The sequence below is a fragment of the Bacillus sp. FSL R5-0585 genome, from assembly GCF_038004545.1.
GTDB classification, from domain to species: domain Bacteria; phylum Bacillota; class Bacilli; order Bacillales; family Bacillaceae_G; genus Bacillus_A; species Bacillus_A cereus.
The window spans coordinates 3649809-3667229 of sequence record NZ_JBBORJ010000001.1; the positions used below are offsets into that span (position 1 = coordinate 3649809).

Consider the following 17421-nt stretch of genomic DNA (forward strand, 5'->3'; position numbering starts at 1 on the left):
ACCGTTTACAGAAAATAATATAACGTATTTCTAAAAATACGTCAATCATTTCTCACTAAAAAGCTTTTAAGGTTATACTCAAAAAAGCACCGCCATAAGGCGATGCTTCTTCATTACGAGTATGATACAGTTTTTTCTTTTTCTTCTACAGCAGGCTCTTCAGCATCTTTTTTACGATCTGATAGTTTAATTTTTTGTAAGAAAATCGTAAAGATGGCACCTACTACGATAAATACTAATCCTGTTAAGAATACAGTATGAAGCGAGTCTACTAAAGAGTTTTTCAAAATAGGTACAATGCTGTTAGCAAACGCTTCTGGCATTTGTTTTAATGCCTCTGGGCTAAATAGCATCGAATATAAACCTTGTGGATCTGTGTGAATCATATCTTTAAATTTCGTTACCATTTGTCCCGCTTCTTTCGGGAATGTATCTAATACAGGTACTAATTTATTTGTTAACGTTGTACCTGAAGTGTTATTCATAATTGATCCTAAAATTGTAATACCAAATGTTCCACCAATTTGACGGAAGAACTGACTTGATGACGTTACGACACCAAGGTCTTTTTTCGGGAAGCTTTCTTGTAACGCTAATGTTAATGTCGGCATTACAAGACCCATTCCTAAACCGATAACCATCATATAAGAAGTAGCTGTAAGCTTCGTTGTGTGCATATCCATCGTTGTTAATAACCAGAAACCACCGGCCATAATAAGCATACCTGCGATAATTTGTGGTTTTACACCAACTTTTAATACAAGTTGCCCACCGATAATACTCATTACAATCATTGTAATCATCATTGGAGTCATAATTGTTCCTGATTCAGCAGCACTTACTCCTACAATACCTTGCATGAAGAATGGTACGAACATAATCGCGCCGAACATTCCAATACTCATAAAGAATCCAATCGCATTCAGTATTGTAAATGTGCGATTTTTAAAGAAATGCATTGGTAAAATCGGCTCTTCAGCTTTCGTTTCAACAATAACAAAGCTAACGATACCAATTACAGCTAGTGCGAATAAACCGATAATTTGCCAAGAATCCCATGCATAATCTTTTCCGCCAAACGTTAGCGCAAGTAATAAACTTACAACACCTAGAATCATTGTAAAGATTCCAGCGATATCAATTTTAATTGGTCCTGTTTGTTTATGTGATTTTAATCCCATTGCAATAAAGATTGTTGCTAAAATACCAACCGGTAAGTTAATGTAGAATACCCATCTCCAGTTCACTGCATCTACAATCCAACCACCAACTTGCGGTCCAATTACAGAAGCAAGACCGTATAACGCACCAAAAATACCTTGCCATTTCGCACGTTCTTTTCCCGTGAACATATCTCCAATAATAATCATAGCCATTGGCATCATAATACCGCCACCAAGACCTTGAATACCACGGAAAATAATTAATTCTGTCATACCATTCGCCATACCACATAACGCCGAACCAATCATGAAAATAACTAGCCCTGTTATATATACGTTACGACGACCAAGTAAATCCGCTAATTTACCTGCAATTGGTACAACTGTCGTTGATGTTAACATATAAGCTGTCGTTAACCATGTCATTAAACTTAATCCGCCTAGGTCACCGACGATACGTGGCATTGCTGTACCAACAATTGTTCCATCTAATGCAGCAAATAGCATCGCGATTACTAAACCGATTAACAACAACTTTCTATTTTGATTTTCTTGTTGCTCCATGTAATCTCCTCAATTCCTCTTAGTTATTCTCTTTTTTCTCTTGTGTCCCGCAAATAATGGTTTCTAACTTCTCAAAGAGACGTAATAAATCTTCTCTTTCTTGCAACTCTAAATGTGAAAAGTATTTTGCAATATGCTCGTTACGAGCTGTCATTGCCTCTTCTACTCTAGCTTTCCCCTTTTTTGTTAACTCGATGATGACAACGCGACGGTCATCTTTGTCGTGATAGCGTTCTACAAGTTCTTGATCGATTAGACGATCAATCATCACTGTAATCGCGCTAGGCTTCACATACATCTTTTTCGCTAATGTTGTCGCTCTTGAAGCCCCATAATGATCTAAAATCTTTAAAATATAAAACTGCGGTGGTGTAAGTCCTGTCGCTTGCATTTGTTCTAATAACTCCGTCTGCATTTTCTTTCCAATCGAAAAGGCAAGAGCTTGAATTTTATCGATATGCGTCATATCATTTGGCATGTTATCCACCTCTTATTTAAACAATAAAATATTTAATGTATTTAAATATTAATCCCACGAACAAAATCCGTCAATACTTTTATTCATAAAAACGTTTACATTTTTGTCACAAAGTTGTATAATTTTCGACGAAGTTAATATTGACAGTCACGGAGAAACGGAGTACACGGCTATGAATCATAAAAAAGGAAACTTTTTTATATTTCATGGCCTTTTTATGTTCTCTGTCTTAAAACGCTTCGAATTAATTAGGGGAGGATTTTCATTTTATGTTTTTCACACAATTATTTAAACCTGCGCCCCACGCGGAACGCTTACCAGCTGATCGCGTTGATAGCGAATACCGTAAATTACGTTTACAAGTATTCTTAGGTATCTTCATCGGTTATGCAGGTTACTATTTTGTTCGAAAAAACTTTTCACTAGCAATGCCATACTTAATCGAGCAAGGCTTTAGTAAAGGGGAACTTGGGGTTATCCTTTCAGCAGTTTCTATCGCTTACGGATTAAGTAAATTTCTTATGGGTATCGTATCCGATCGTTGTAATCCTCGCTACTTTTTAGCAGCTGGGCTATTTTTATCAGGTATCATTAATATTATTTTCGGCTCATTTTCTTTCATTACAACGAGCATTATACTTATGTTTGTACTTCAGTTTTTAAATGGATGGGTACAAGGTATGGGATGGCCTCCTTGTGGTCGTACGATGGTTCACTGGTTCTCTATTAGCGAACGTGGTACAAAAATGTCTATTTGGAACGTCGCTCATAATGTTGGCGGAGCGCTTATGCCTTCACTTGTAACATTAGGCTTATACTTCTTCGCAGATGACTGGAAAAGTATTTTTTACTTCCCAGGTATTCTTTCAATTTTAGTTGGTATTTATGTATTAATTACGATGAAAGATACGCCTCAATCTTGTGGACTACCTTCTATTGAAGAACATACTGGAGAATATCCACCAGATGAAAAAGTAAAAGACCGCGAACGCGAGCTTTCAGTAAAGGAAATTTTATTTAAATACGTATTAAACAATAAGTTTTTATGGTACATCGCTATTGCGAACGTTTTCGTATATTTCGTACGTTACGGCGTTGTAGACTGGGCTCCTACTTATTTAGTAGAAGAAAAAAGCTTTACTCATAGTAGCTCACGTACTGCTTACGCTCTATATGAATGGGCTGGTATTCCAGGTACACTTCTTTGCGGATGGATGAGTGATAAACTATTTAAAGGCCGTCGTGCACCTGCTGGTATTTTATTTATGGTTGGTGTATTTATCGCAGTTCTTGTTTACTGGTTAAACCCTCCTGGTAATCCAATGGTTGATAGTATCGCACTTGTCGCAATTGGATTTTTAATTTACGGACCGGTTATGTTAATTGGTCTACACGCTCTAGATTTAGCACCAAAGAAAGCTGCTGGAACTGCAGCAGGCTTAACTGGATTCTTCGGTTACTTAGGCGGAGCTGCTTTCGCTAGTGCAGCTATGGGCTTTATCGTAGATGCATTCGGATGGGATGGCGGATTCATCTTATTACTTGCATCTTGCGTACTTGCAATGTTCTTCCTTGCTCTTACTTTAAATACAGGGTCAGTAAAACAAAAGCAAGCTTAAATAACATATAACAAGCATAAAAATAGCTCTTAGCATTTACATACATGCTAAGAGCTATTTTTTATTTTCATTGCTGTTCCTACTAATGATAACAACCAATTCCTTCCCTACTATAAAATTAAAAGATTTGATGAAACACCTTTATTAAAACAGCTAACGTAACAGATGCAGCAAATCCCCCTAGACAAATTAAGCTTACCCCTTGACTATATGACAAATTTTGAAATGATTTCATTACTTCCATCCTCCCTATCTCCCCTTTGATACTTTTATTTTACCAATGGGAAAAATCTCATAACATCGATTTCTCTAACAACTAACTTACAAATTTGTAAGTTAACATCTTTTCAACTTATATATCTAGTATTTCCACAAATAAGAGTCATTTATACATAAAAAAAGACCTCAGTTATACTAAGGTCTTCGTTACATTCTATTTCATTTTACAATCATCACCGGACATTTCACTCGTTTTGCTATTTTATGACTTACACTTCCAAGCACCATTTCTTGCAGTGTATTGAGCCCTCTACTTCCAGCAATGACAAGATCTATATCTCCTGTATTTACATATTGAACAATTGTATCTCCAGGATCACCATGTAATATCGTAATTGTATAAGAAATGTTCTCTTTCTTTAATAAACCTTCAATCTCTTTTAATTTATCTTTTCGACTAGCCGATATTGTTTCTAAATCTGTTTGACCTTGTATAATATCTGATTTTGCCGTTCTATTATCTACTACGTACACAACTTCAACATTTGTTTCTTCGCTACATTTCGCAATATAGGTTGCATGCTCCGCTGCTCGAAGTGCATGTTCAGAACCGTCACATGCTAATATAATTTGTTTGTACATATGCTGAATCCCCTTTTCGTTATCCTATTCGTATTATATAATAAAGCCCCCTAAAAAGGAGGCTTTTAACTAGCAATTCTTTTATTATAAGTAGCTAAATTTGCAACAAGTTTTGAACTACGTTCATTTAATCCTGTTATAGTTACTTTCACACCACTTTGTTCATACTTCATGATAACTTTATCAATTGATGCCACTGCCGAATCATCCCATACGTGCGCATGAGTAAAGTTCATTTCGATTTCTTTTACATCTTCATTAAATGAAAAATTATTTATAAAGTCGGCTGTAGATGCAAAAAAAAGTTGACCGTGAATTTCATATATTTTCTTATTTTCAATATATAAATGTTTCACGTGAATCTTTGCCATATTGAATGCAAATAAAACCGCACTAATTACTGTTCCGATAATTACACCTAATGCTAAATTATGTGTAATTAAGACAATCACAACTGTTACGATCATAACAAATGCGTTTCCTTTTGGTACTTTATGAATTGTTGTTACAGAGTTCCAATCAAACGTTCCGATTGAAACCATAATCATAACTGCAACTAAAGCTGCCATCGGAATATGAACGACATAATCTCCTAAAACAAATAGTAATACGATTAAAAATCCGCCCGCTACAAATGTTGATAGGCGACCTCGTCCACCTGATTTAATATTAATAACAGATTGACCGATCATTGCACAACCTGCCATTCCTCCGAAGAAACCAGCAACAATGTTTGCGATTCCTTGACCGCGTGCCTCTTTATGCTTATTACTTTCCGTATGCGTCATATCATCTAAAACTGAAGCTGTTAATAATGATTCTAGTAAACCGATAATTGCAAGCATAACTGCATACGGTAAAATAATCCCTAATGTCTCAACTGTAAAAGGCACGTCAGGAATGCTAAAGAATGGTAATTCTTTCGGCAAGCTTCCCATATCCCCTACTGTTTTCAACTGTAATCCGCTCATAAGTGCAATACTCGTCACAATAATAATGGAAATCAGTGTAGACGGGACAGCCGTCGTAACACGTGGAAATACATATATAATTACAAGACCTAATGCGACAAGTGCATACATTTGCCAATTTGCATTTTTAAAATGCGGTAATTGCGCTGTAAAAACTAAAATTCCAAGGGCATTTAAAAAACCACTCATAACTGACTTAGGGACAAACTTCATAAATGAACTCAGTTTGAACACGCCAAAAATAATTTGGACAATACCTGTTAATATTGTTGTAGCAAATAAATATTGCAAACCATGATCTTTAACGAGCGTCACCATTAATAATGCCATTGCACCTGTTGCAGCTGAAATCATCCCAGTTCTTCCGCCAACAAATGAAATGGTAACTGCAATACAAAAGGCTGCGTATAACCCAACGGTCGGATCCACACCAGCGATAACAGAGAAGGCTATCGCTTCAGGAATTAATGCTAAAGCAACGACAATTCCTGATAACACGTCCCCTCTCACATTAGAAAACCAATCATTTTTTATCGTTTGAAACAAAATACCACTCCTCTACTCCTTTATCATTTGATTTTCTCCATAAGAAAATCAACCGACTGCACGAAAGCTATTATATAACGAGTAGAAGATTTTTTACTATGTAAAAGTTTCCTAAAGAAAAAGACGCTATATCAGTAGCGTCTTTGCTCATTTCATTAATGTCCACCGTGTCCTTGACCACTTTCCTGAACAATTTCTAACCTCTCATCTAGTATTCCTTGTGTTTCAAATGAAATATCACTCGTACTTCCTAATAAGAAACCGTGATTATATGGTCCAAGTGTTGGATCATCTTTAAACTTCGGCTGAATAGTAGCAAGGAAGTCATACACTGGTTGTGAAGCTTTCCCTTCTTCTAACAAGACAACAGGTGCGTGTTTACCCATATGTGAAAAAGGTGCCCCAGCAACTGCTAAATCTGGTGTTTTGCTTGAAACAAATGATAAACCGTGACCAGGTTTTGTGAATCCCCAGCCAAATTTTGTTTTTTCATCTTTAAATTTCGCAAACGCAACCGAATTTTCTGTTGGAGTCTCTCCACTAATACGCGTTACTTTCCCGTATTTGCTCAGCTCTTTTTCCACTTCTTTTGAAACAATTTTTTCTGGCCCTAATACATATATATTTGCTTTGTCTTTTCTCATTTTTAATGCCTCTATTGTCGCTTCTGGCACTTTATTCTTTTCTGTATAGAGTAGTGGTTCCGGCATATGAGAAATCCAATTTACAGCGGGTGTTGTATATAAACGGCCTTCTTCTGCAGACGAACCAATAATAACACTATTTGGGTAGCTTCCTGTTATATCGGCATACTCCTTATCAACATCCTTCGCAAATATAGCTGGGTCCGTTTCTTTTATTTGTTTTACTTTATAACCTTTTAATTGTTCAAGCGCGCTAGTACCTACATCTCCCATCACCATAATTTGTGTTCCGTCTTTCGTTCCGATTGGATTTAATCGTTTTATTTCTTTTAACGTCATTTCCGGTATCTTTTCTTTTTCTATAAATAAAATCGGCCCGTTATTCGGATGATGAATAAGGTCTGCACTCGCAATACCTAATTGCCACTCGCTTGCTGGTACTAAAATAACAGCACCTGGCTGGTTCTCCTTATGAGTTGCTGGCCATATCGTTTGCGAAGTTAATACTGCCATTTTTAGGGGGTCATTTGTATTTAACCTCGTCACATTTTTTAGACTTGTCGTTAATAAATCATTAGATGCACCTTCGTTCATTTCTTTTGGCGCCGTTACCTCCTGATTCATTTTCATTTCCTTTTGCTCTGTTTTCTTCTCTTTTGTAGATTCATGGTTTTTATGGTCTGTATTCGTTTGTCCGCATGCAGCAAGACCAACTGCTGTAATTATTGTTATCCCAAAAATTCGGGTCATTTTTTTCACTATACCGCCTCCGTATTAATCATTTTTGAGCCAATATGATTACCTAAAATGTAATTTCAACTCCACAATAACAAGCAATTCTGAAGAAATTATGCAGACGCATCATAATCTGCACCATTTCTTCATGATTTTGCATTACACTTTAAGTAACGATTATAAATATGGAGGGCTCTCTATGATTGATATACTGCTCGTAGACGATGAACCGAGAATGCTTGAATTATTAACGCTTTATCTTACCCCAATTGGATATAACTGCGTATGTGCGACTTCAGGAGAAGAAGCTATTTTACATATAGAAAATCGAAACTTTAAATTTGTTTTACTCGATATTATGATGCCAAAGATGGACGGATGGGAAACGTGCAAAAAAATCCGATCTTTTAGTAACATTCCTATTATTATGGTTACAGCTCGTGATCAAACAGTAGATGTCGTTCAAGGATTAAAACTTGGAGCCGATGATTACGTAACGAAACCTTTCCATGAAGAAGAACTTTTCGCAAGAATTGAAGCCGTTTTAAGACGTACAAATGAACATAAACAAATCCAATATCACGGTATTGTATGGGATGAAACAAAACACTTCGTTTCTGTCCATAGTGAAGAACTCCTTCTCACACCAATTGAATTTTCTTTACTCGGATTATTTTTACGCCATGTGAACTACGTATTAAACCGTGATCAGCTCATCGAACGAATTTGGGGATTAAACACAAATACAGAAGATCGCACAGTCGATTCGCATATTCGTAATTTACGTGATAAATTGCGAAAAGCAAATTTCCCTATTGATCATCATTTAAAAACCGTGTATGGAGTAGGTTATCGATGGGTTGATACTGAACAGTAAGGGGCAAAACGATGAAACGAATTTCAATTCAATTCGGATTTTATTTTTTAATTGTTACACTTTTAATTGAAAGTGTTCTCTTTATTTTGCTCTATTATAGTCTCGTAAACACTAGAGTAAATGAAGAAATGACAGCTTTATTAAAGCGAGGAAATAGTCATCGAGATGTACTTGAAAAATATTACGATGAGCAAACCATCTCTCACGTAGCATTAATGGAATCTGAAGCTGAAACAACTGTCGTTATTACAAATACAAATAAAGAAGTGCTAGCTAAATCTAACGAAATAAACACGACTATAAAAAATCACATTAGTAGCATGCAGACTCGAACAGACCATAACGGAGCGATTATAGAAAATCATTGGAAAACATCTAATTATATATGTACAGTTAGTCCTATCATAGTAGCTGGAAAACATGAAGGGTATGTGTATATGTTTCTTGGAACAAAATCCATTGAAAAGTTGGTAAATGGATTAACGAAACAATTCATTATTGCTGGCGCCATCACGTTTCTACTCACAGTCATCACAATTTTCCTATTATCACGTTTATTAACAAAACCATTGTTACACATGAAACATGCAACTGAAAAAATGAGTAAAGGCGATTTGTCCGTTTCATTAACGACTACTCGAAATGATGAAATTGGTGAACTAGCATCATCTATTCAAACGCTCGCAAATGATTTACATTATATGAAAACAGAGCGAAGTGAATTTCTAGCAAGTGTTGCTCACGAATTACGAACACCATTAACATACGTAAGAGGTTACGCTGACATTGCTTTAAAAGAGACCACATCTCCTGAGCAACGTTTGCGATATTTATCTATTATAAAAGATGAGTCTGATTACATTACAAACTTAGTTCAAGATTTATTTTCACTTGCACAAATGGAACAACATAACTTTTCTATTCAAGTAAAGGAAGTACATTTACACACCTTCCTTACTCGCATAGCCAAAAAAGTTAACGCTATGTATAAAGAAAGGTACATTAAAGTTTCTTTCTCTTGTCCTCCTACACTGGTAGTAAACTTAGATGAACAGCGATTTGAACAAGTTATAATAAACATTTTAAATAACGCTTATAGGCATTCAAAAGAACATTCTCATATAAACATTTCTGTTACAGAAGAACATAGACGTATTTTCATTACAATTGAAGATGAAGGCGAAGGTATTCCGCCTGAAGACCTCCCTCACATTTTCTATCGTTTTTATCGAGTTGATAAAGCGAGAACACGAGCTACAGGCGGAACTGGTTTAGGACTATCTATCGTAAAAGAAATTGTAGAACTACACGGCGGAAATATTACTGTAACGAGCGAAGTCGATTATGGGTCTTGCTTTATAATTTCATTACCATCCATAAAGAAACACGACTATCATCAATAGTCGTGTTTTTTATCACTTTACTTTATAATATAAATTTACAAATTGCCCAAAACGTTTCGTATCCGTTAAAGTTAAATTACTTTCCGGGTTCTTGTCTTGAAATAACGGAACTCCAGAACCTAATATGTGAGGTGTAATCGTAACAACATATTCATCAATTAGATTATTCTTAAAGAACTCTCTTAAGAGACTCCCTCCACCGACCATCCATATTTTAGATCCTTCTTGTGCTTTTAACCTTTTTGTAAACTCCACTACATCTTCATTTACAAACTCCACGTGTTCGTTTGAACCTTTTTCTGAGTTAGAAAAAACATAACATTTTTTATCTAAATACGGGAATGGTTCTATATGCTCTACTACATAATCATACGTTCTTTTTCCCATAATTATTGTATCAATAGTTTCGTACATTTCTGTATAACCGTTATCTCCCTCTCCTTCGGTTTCCATTAACCACTGTAAATCATCATCTTCTTTCGCAATATATCCATCTAAGCTCGCCGCAATAAATAAAACTATTTCACGTGACATATTTTTTCCTCCTTATACCTCATCTTGATAACATTATGATGTAAACAATATACTAACAATAAAACACGACAATTTATGTCATGTTTAAAAAGAAAAAAGGTGATACATTTGTCAAAAGCTAAACGCTTATTAGATATTCTTATATTTGCTTCTGCGAAAAAAGCATTTACAGCTCAAGAAATAGCCGATGAATTTAATATTTCTGTTCGTACTGTCCATAGATACATTTTAGATTTAAGTGATATGGGATTACCCATTTACGCTGAACAAGGTCGCAACGGAGGATATAAAGTATTAACGAATAGAGTAATTCCACCTATTTTATTTACCGAAGAAGAAGCAGTCTCTATCTTTTTTGCCTTTCAATCTTTAAGCTACTACAGAGACTTGCCTTTTAACACAGAAATAAATTCCGTTACACATAAACTATATAGCTCCCTACAACATGATGCGAAAGCTAAAGTTGACAAAATACGTTCTTATATCGCCTTTTGGAATCCGAAAAGAACAATTGAGACACCACTTTTAAACGAAGTGTTAACAGCGGCTATTGAAAATAAAAATTTACACTTTCAATACGAATCTAAATCAAGGATCAAAACAAAACACGTTCATCCTATCGGTGTATATGCGCATGATGGTTTATGGTATTTACCTGCTTATGATTTTAATGTAGAAAAAACATTACTGTATCGCGTCGATCGTATTCTTTCTATATTATCAACGGAAGAAAATGAAGATACATTCATGAATTTAGAAGAGTGGTTTGCCTCTAACTCTCACGTAGTACATAATCCTACTCAGTTACATGTTTTACTGTCAACAGAAGGCGTACGCCAATGTAAAAGCGTGCCTTACCTTGAAGAATTCGTTGTAACAAACGAAAACGGGACAGGATATATACATTCAACAATTGATAAAGGAGAAATCAATTTTATTACTCCTTTATTTTATAGACTCGGAAAAGATGCAAAAGTTTTAGAACCGATAGAATTGATAGATGGTTTACGTATGCGTGCAAAAGAAGTTTTACATATGTATGAAGACTAAGAAGCTGCTAAATATAAGCAGCTTCTTTGTCCTGTTGTTCCTATTTTTTTATTATTGACGAATATCAAACCACCAACGATTTTTCGAATTCATATTTTCAGTGTCACCAATCCCTCTGTAATTGAAAGCATCAAGGAAGATTGAATCTAGTTTATCCTCATCTACAAAATAACCTAAGTTAACTTTCATCGTTTGTCCTGGTGTGATACTGCCAATATTGTAAAAACTTTTTCCATCTCCGTGAGGTTCTAAATAATCAACTTCACCTGTCATAATACGCGTTGCGTCCATTCCCTCTTCTTTAGCGTATTTCCATGCATTCCCTTCAAATTTAAGCTGTTTTATGGATGGATGCATATAGATTTCTTCTGTCGACTTTTTGCCAATATTTTTCACTGTTGTTGTTAAGTAGACAAATTTAACATTAACTAATTTCGAATCTACTAATGTATCAATTGAATCTTTACCATTCCCTAATTTATATTCATCTCGTCTGTATGATAGTAATTTTCCCGTCTGATCTAAAACCTTATTCTTGCTTAATATCTCTAGGCCAAGTTCATTAAAGTTCTCTTGTTTAAAATCTTTGATTGAATCAAAAACTTCAACTTTTTCTATCACATATTCAATTTGGCTGTTATCCATAGATATCGTTACTGGAACCTTTTGTCCTATATGAAATAGTCGTTTACTATCTTTTTTCAAAGGAATAACCTTAGTTGTTTTACTTTCTTGGCTAAAATACTTTTTATCATAATCGCTTATATATGATGACTTTTCTTTTGACGTGGGCTCAAGTGAAATGCTCCCTAGCACATCTATCATTTGTTCTTCGTTTATATCATTTCCAATATAACTTTGTAACATAATTCCTTCTTCCTCAAAATAGAGAAAAATTACTCTATTAAACATTAAATCTTTATTACCATTTTCTCTATGGACAATTACTGCCTTCTTACCATTTATCTCTTTTTCTTCATAATTTTTCGAGTACAGGGTTGGAAAATCTGAATTCCCTCCTACTCTCCAAAGAACGAATGAAAATCCCCCCTTTGCATCATTATCTTTAAAGGAATATTTCATAGCAGAGTCATCAATTGCTTCCATATTTTCTGGTAATTTATCGATTTTCAGCTTATACCACTTATCAGCCTTTTTCGAGTCCTTATTTGTTACTGAAACATTTACTTCATAATTTTGTTTTTGAACGATCATATTATAGACCTTTACTGCTCCAAAAACGGTTGTCGGCATGCCGATCAATAAGCAAGCAGCAGCGATTAACATACGATGTCTTTTACGCTTTTTCAGCGGTTGTCCATTTTGCGGCTTCATTTCCTCCATAAACAATTTCTTTTTGCGCGTATATGTATGTGAAAATTCATGTTGTTCTTCAAGTTTATCAAAATCATCTAAAGCAATTTTTTCAGCAAGTTCATATATTTCTTTGGAGTTCTTTGAATTCGTCATGTTGTATACCTCCTATCATATTTTGGACTCGTTTTCGAGCGCGTTCAAACTGCTTGCGGACATTTGCCTCGGTTATCCCCATGACACTTGAAATTTCTTGATACGTTAAGTTATAGAAGACTTTGTACTTAAACACCTGTCTATTAGATTCGTTTAACTCTTTTAGCAATGCATCAATTTGAACCTCAGACATTTTACGTTTTTCCCACTCTTCAATATTTTCATCTACTGCTTCTACAGATTCTCTTTCATATTCTTCTAAAAATGTTTCATGTCGTTTATTTTTCCGGTAACTATCAATCGCCTTGTTTTTCGCGACCCTCAAAATGTAGCGTTTAAGCTCTTGAGTAGCCAAGCTATGGAGCTTTTCCAAGTTCTTATAAAGAGTAATAAACGTCTCTTGAACCGCATCTTCAGCCTGTTGAATATTATTTAAAATAGAATACGCTACATAATAAATCTTTTGTTCATACAACTCATATAGCTCTTCCATCTTTTCATAATCGTTGTTTGTAACTTTCATATAATTCCTCCTCTCACTCTATATAACGAATAAGCGCTATACTTTGTGACACTGCAAAATCTTTTTATGTATAAAATTTAATAATAGAATAAACAAAAGCCCAATTTCTCTATTGTAACTGAGAAATTGGGCTTTTTAATATTAGAATTTTCCTGACCTCTACGCCTTTTCAGTAAGCAGCATATGCTCTATCGCTTCTTTTAACAAATTCTGTGTCTCTTCCAAGTTATGATTCTGCTTTTCTCCTGGTTGTATCATATAAAACTCAGCAAATGAACGCTCTTTATATCTTGGTACGACATGCATATGATAATGTGTTAACTCGTTAAATACTCCACCATTTTGACAAACTGTAACTCCGTCAGGTTTATATACTATCTTAATCGCTTTTGCAATAAGCTTAGAAGCATCCATAACGGATTTTGCTACAACATCATCTAATTCGTCTACTTCTACAACATGTTGCTTTGGCACAATTAAAGTATGTCCTGGGTAGAAAGGCGCATGATCTAAAAAGCAAGTTACATAATCATCTTCATATATTTTATATATAATTTCCTCTCCGCCTGCTAATTTACACCCTAAACATTCCATCATATTTCCCCCTTTATTAAAAACATAAAAACGTGAGAGCCGTATTCTCACGTTTTTATGTTTCATTTTATTAGTTCAATTGTTTCCGTAACCTTTATACTATCTTTTACAGATTGAACAATCGTACAATTTTTCACTGCAAGTTGCAGCGCCTTGTCCAGCTGCTCTTCTGTAACATTTTGTGCTTTAATTTTATAGTGCAAATGAACACTTTCAACTGGCTTCGATAAAGCTTCACTTCTACCAACTTCAGTTTCGATTGTAAACGTATCGTATGGAATACGTTTCTTTTCTAAAATCGTTCGAAAGACAATTGCACTACACCCTGCGATAGAAGAAACGAGTAATTGTAACGGTGAATAACCGTTTTCTTTTCCAATCGCTAATTGACCATACGATAAATCTGCTTCTATATCATCGTGTTTGATTGTTAGTTTCATTTGTTTTTTCCATCTCCACTTTCATCGGTTTCTGCCGTTTCTTACTAATATAATAATATATATAGCAGAAAATGATAAATGGAATACCACAGTATAACGCCATTCTTTGTTCAGGAATAAACGCTAAACTAATAACAACAATGCTATTTGTAATTAAAGCTAAAATTGGAACAATCGGGTATAGTGGTGTTCTATACTTTAAGTCCTCTAACTTTCCTCCGCCTTTTATATACTGACTTCTAAAGCGAAGTTGCGATAGAGCAATAATGATCCAACTTGAAACAGCCGATAAACCAGCTATCGATAATAAATACATGTATACTGTATCTTCTGCAAGGAAACTTGTGAATAGAGATAATCCAGCTACCGCAATCGTTACGACTAGCGCTGTAATTGGAATACCACGCTTATTTACTTTCTGGAAGGAAGTTGGTGCCATTCCCTCATTTGCAAGTGACCATAGTATACGCGTCGCTGCATATAATCCAGAGTTCGCTACAGATAATAACGCAGTAATAATAACGAAGTTCATAATATCAGCTGCGTATGGAATACCAATTTTATCAAATACGACTACGAATGGACTTTCAATTACACCTGCTTCTTTCCAAGAAATTAATCCTACTAAAATTGTCATTGTTAAAATGAAGAATAACATAATGCGCCATACTGTATTACGGATCGCACGTGGAATTGTTTTTTCTGGATTTTCACTTTCTCCCGCTGCAATTCCGATTAACTCTGTTCCTTGAAATGAGAAGTTAACTGTAATCATTGTAAGTAGTACGGCAGCTAGTCCATTCGGGAAAAGTCCACCATCGCTTACAAAGTTAGAGAAAAGAGGTGCTGCTTCTTTTCCGTCATATGATATAAATCCTAATAATGCACTACCACCAAGAACAACAAATGCAAGGATTGTAATTACTTTAATACTAGAAAACCAAAATTCTAATTCAGCATAACTTTTTGCCGAAATTGCGTTTGAAGCATATAAAATAACACCGAATACAAAGCACCATACCCAAACATCAACATTTGGAAACCATCTTTTCATCATTAAACCGATTGACGTTAATTCTAGCCCCACTGTTACTGCCCAGCCAAGCCAGTATAACCAGCCAATCATAAAGCCCGTTCCTGGTCCAATAAACTTCGTTGCATACTTTTGGAAAGATCCTGAAACCGGCATCGCTACCGTTAACTCTCCAAGACAAAGCATTGTTAAATACATAATAAATCCGCCTACTAAATATGAAAGGATGGCTCCCCCTGGTCCAGCCTGATTAATAGTGTAACCTGAACCTAAGAAAAAACCAGTTCCGATTACACCACCAAGTGCGATCATAAATAAATGTCTACTCTTCATCGTGCGATGTAATTTCTCATTCGTTGGTTGCTGCATCTAAATCCTCCCCCTACCAATACCCCTATATCTTGTTAAAATTTTCTGATAATAAAAATATACACGAAAGCGATTACATTTTCTATATAAAATTAAAACTTTTCTGATAAAATAATATAAAAATCGAATTATTGCAAGATTTAGATTCTATTTAGAGGAAAATAAGGAGAAACAAGGAAAAAAACTCTTACATATATTGTAAGAGTCAACGAAGTTCTAATCTTCTCGATAAAATTGATAAACTATAATTTACGATAAAGTACATACAAGCTACTAATATAAATGTTGGAATCATGTAATTCACATTTTGTCCGCTAATAATTTGAGCATTATGCATAAGCTCAGGGAGTGATATAACAACCGCTAGCGACGTATCCTTCAGCAATGAAATAAATTGACTGACAAGCGGCGGAACCATTCTCCTTAATGCTTGTGGCAAAATAATATGCCACAGCGCTTGCACATAAGTTAATCCCGAAGATCTTGCGGCTTCAACCTGCCCTTTTTCAATAGACAATAAACCACTTCTAACAATTTCAGATATCATTGCTGCCTCAAATATTGTTAAAGCAACAATTGCAGCTGTTATAATTTCTAATTTCAAGCCTGCTTCTGGAAGTGCAAAATACGTGAAAAATATAATTAACAGTAGTGGTAAGTTTCGAATCACTTCAACTATAACTCCTAATATTTGTGAGACGACAGGTATTTTCGTGTAGCGCAATATACCGATTACACTTCCAATAATAAAACTAAGTACAATTGCTATGAGCGCTACCTCTAATGTTATAAGTAATCCTTTTAATAAAAATAGAATATGATCTCCTGTAATTGCTCCCTTGAAATCCATTTACACCGCCTCCTTTGCTAAGCGTTTTTCTAAATAACGCACTAGCATACTGAGCGGAATTGTTAATATTAAATAAAACATCCCGACAAATATATAAACATCAAACGTAACAAACGTCTTCGTTGAAATTAAATCTCCTTGATACATTAAATCAGCACCAGCAATGATTCCAAGTATTGAGGAGTTTTTAACTAAATTGAGAAACTGGTTTCCTAAAGGGGGAATTACAATTTTCACAGCTTGTGGTAAGACAACATAATACATCGCCTGCACATACGTTAGCCCTGAAGAGCGAGCAGCTTCCATTTGCCCTTTCGCAACTGATAAAATACCAGCGCGAATTACTTCTGCAATAAAAGCTGCCGTATATACCGTAAGCGTAACTGTTCCTGCTACAAAACCATTTAAAGTAATTCCTATTACAGGTAAAGCAAAATAGAATATAAATGCAATTAATACGAGTGGAATATTTCTTACAAACTCCACAAAAGCTGATCCTATCCAATTTAAAATACGAATAGGTGCAATACGCATTACTGCCAAAATTACTCCTAAAATAAAACTACCTATCAATGCAATTACACTAGACATAACTGTATATTTAAATCCTTCTAAATACATATCAATGTTATTCGTTAATATAGAAAAATCAGGCACATATTCTCCCCTCTTTCTTTACAAGAAGAGGATGAGTACT

At 35.0% G+C, this 17421-nt stretch carries 18 protein-coding genes; 4 read left to right on the forward strand and 14 right to left on the reverse strand.

Annotated elements, in window-relative coordinates:
* Window positions 1–113: 113 nt before the first annotated feature.
* Together MKY38_RS18950 and MKY38_RS18955 are read right to left on the reverse strand one after the other, a co-directional pair.
* Complete coding sequence (locus MKY38_RS18950; protein WP_000437647.1) at window positions 114–1727, reverse strand: MDR family MFS transporter; 1614 nt, start codon at window positions 1725–1727, stop codon at window positions 114–116.
* Window positions 1728–1746: 19 nt separating this feature from the next.
* Complete coding sequence (locus MKY38_RS18955) at window positions 1747–2205, reverse strand: MarR family winged helix-turn-helix transcriptional regulator (RefSeq protein WP_001132365.1); 459 nt, start codon at window positions 2203–2205, stop codon at window positions 1747–1749.
* 269 nt (window positions 2206–2474) lie between these two features.
* Between MKY38_RS18955 and glpT the strand changes: the two genes are divergently transcribed.
* Window positions 2475–3824 (forward strand): glycerol-3-phosphate transporter, encoded by a 1350-nt coding sequence (glpT, locus tag MKY38_RS18960; RefSeq protein WP_000466384.1) that lies wholly within the window; start codon window positions 2475–2477, stop codon window positions 3822–3824.
* A gap of 118 nt (window positions 3825–3942) precedes the next feature.
* Here the strand turns inward: glpT and MKY38_RS18965 are convergent, their stop codons facing one another.
* From MKY38_RS18965 to MKY38_RS18980, 4 genes are all read right to left on the reverse strand, one after another.
* Window positions 3943–4059 (reverse strand): DUF4027 family protein, encoded by a 117-nt coding sequence (locus tag MKY38_RS18965; RefSeq protein WP_000834733.1) that lies wholly within the window; start codon window positions 4057–4059, stop codon window positions 3943–3945.
* A gap of 203 nt (window positions 4060–4262) precedes the next feature.
* Complete coding sequence (locus MKY38_RS18970) at window positions 4263–4685, reverse strand: universal stress protein (protein ID WP_000277999.1); 423 nt, start codon at window positions 4683–4685, stop codon at window positions 4263–4265.
* 65 nt (window positions 4686–4750) lie between these two features.
* A complete protein-coding gene (locus MKY38_RS18975; protein ID WP_025966741.1) occupies window positions 4751–6202 on the reverse strand; it encodes a SulP family inorganic anion transporter in 1452 nt (483 codons plus the stop codon).
* 155 nt (window positions 6203–6357) lie between these two features.
* Window positions 6358–7605, reverse strand: coding sequence for an ArsR family transcriptional regulator (locus MKY38_RS18980; RefSeq protein ID WP_098293922.1), 1248 nt, complete (start codon window positions 7603–7605; stop codon window positions 6358–6360).
* A 175-nt stretch (window positions 7606–7780) separates the two neighbouring features.
* Between MKY38_RS18980 and MKY38_RS18985 the strand changes: the two genes are divergently transcribed.
* Together MKY38_RS18985 and MKY38_RS18990 are read left to right on the forward strand one after the other, a co-directional pair.
* Entirely contained in the window at window positions 7781–8458 is a 678-nt protein-coding gene (locus MKY38_RS18985; protein WP_000565484.1) for a response regulator transcription factor, read from the forward strand.
* A gap of 11 nt (window positions 8459–8469) precedes the next feature.
* On the forward strand, window positions 8470–9861 hold the full coding sequence (locus MKY38_RS18990; RefSeq protein ID WP_074625081.1) for a sensor histidine kinase: 1392 nt from the start codon (window positions 8470–8472) through the stop codon (window positions 9859–9861).
* Between the two features lie 12 nt (window positions 9862–9873).
* On the opposite strand, the gene MKY38_RS18995 is transcribed toward MKY38_RS18990, so the two are convergent.
* Window positions 9874–10395, reverse strand: a complete 522-nt coding sequence (locus MKY38_RS18995; RefSeq protein ID WP_341049433.1) for a dihydrofolate reductase family protein — start codon at window positions 10393–10395, stop codon at window positions 9874–9876.
* Between the two features lie 75 nt (window positions 10396–10470).
* Here MKY38_RS18995 and MKY38_RS19000 point away from each other — a divergent pair, with 75 nt between their 5' ends.
* Window positions 10471–11445 (forward strand): helix-turn-helix transcriptional regulator, encoded by a 975-nt coding sequence (locus MKY38_RS19000; RefSeq protein ID WP_113710808.1) that lies wholly within the window; start codon window positions 10471–10473, stop codon window positions 11443–11445.
* A 51-nt stretch (window positions 11446–11496) separates the two neighbouring features.
* Here MKY38_RS19000 and MKY38_RS19005 read toward each other — a convergent pair whose 3' ends face one another.
* From MKY38_RS19005 to MKY38_RS19035, 7 genes are all read right to left on the reverse strand, one after another.
* On the reverse strand, window positions 11497–12915 hold the full coding sequence (locus MKY38_RS19005) for a hypothetical protein (protein WP_000185115.1): 1419 nt from the start codon (window positions 12913–12915) through the stop codon (window positions 11497–11499).
* On the reverse strand, window positions 12881–13438 hold the full coding sequence (locus tag MKY38_RS19010) for an RNA polymerase sigma factor (protein ID WP_000869272.1): 558 nt from the start codon (window positions 13436–13438) through the stop codon (window positions 12881–12883). Before MKY38_RS19010 ends, MKY38_RS19005 begins: the two co-directional genes overlap by 35 nt.
* A 159-nt stretch (window positions 13439–13597) precedes the next feature.
* On the reverse strand, window positions 13598–14032 hold the full coding sequence (locus tag MKY38_RS19015) for an HIT family protein (protein WP_000388957.1): 435 nt from the start codon (window positions 14030–14032) through the stop codon (window positions 13598–13600).
* 62 nt (window positions 14033–14094) lie between these two features.
* Window positions 14095–14472, reverse strand: coding sequence for an OsmC family protein (locus tag MKY38_RS19020; RefSeq protein WP_000778836.1), 378 nt, complete (start codon window positions 14470–14472; stop codon window positions 14095–14097).
* The gene (locus tag MKY38_RS19025) at window positions 14447–15874 is read right to left on the reverse strand and encodes an amino acid permease (protein WP_001187085.1); all 1428 of its coding nucleotides are present in this window, start codon (window positions 15872–15874) and stop codon (window positions 14447–14449) included. Before MKY38_RS19025 ends, MKY38_RS19020 begins: the two co-directional genes overlap by 26 nt.
* A gap of 205 nt (window positions 15875–16079) precedes the next feature.
* Window positions 16080–16724, reverse strand: coding sequence for an amino acid ABC transporter permease (locus MKY38_RS19030; protein WP_000345955.1), 645 nt, complete (start codon window positions 16722–16724; stop codon window positions 16080–16082).
* Complete coding sequence (locus MKY38_RS19035; protein WP_001112667.1) at window positions 16725–17381, reverse strand: amino acid ABC transporter permease; 657 nt, start codon at window positions 17379–17381, stop codon at window positions 16725–16727.
* Between the last annotated feature and the right edge of the window lie 40 nt (window positions 17382–17421).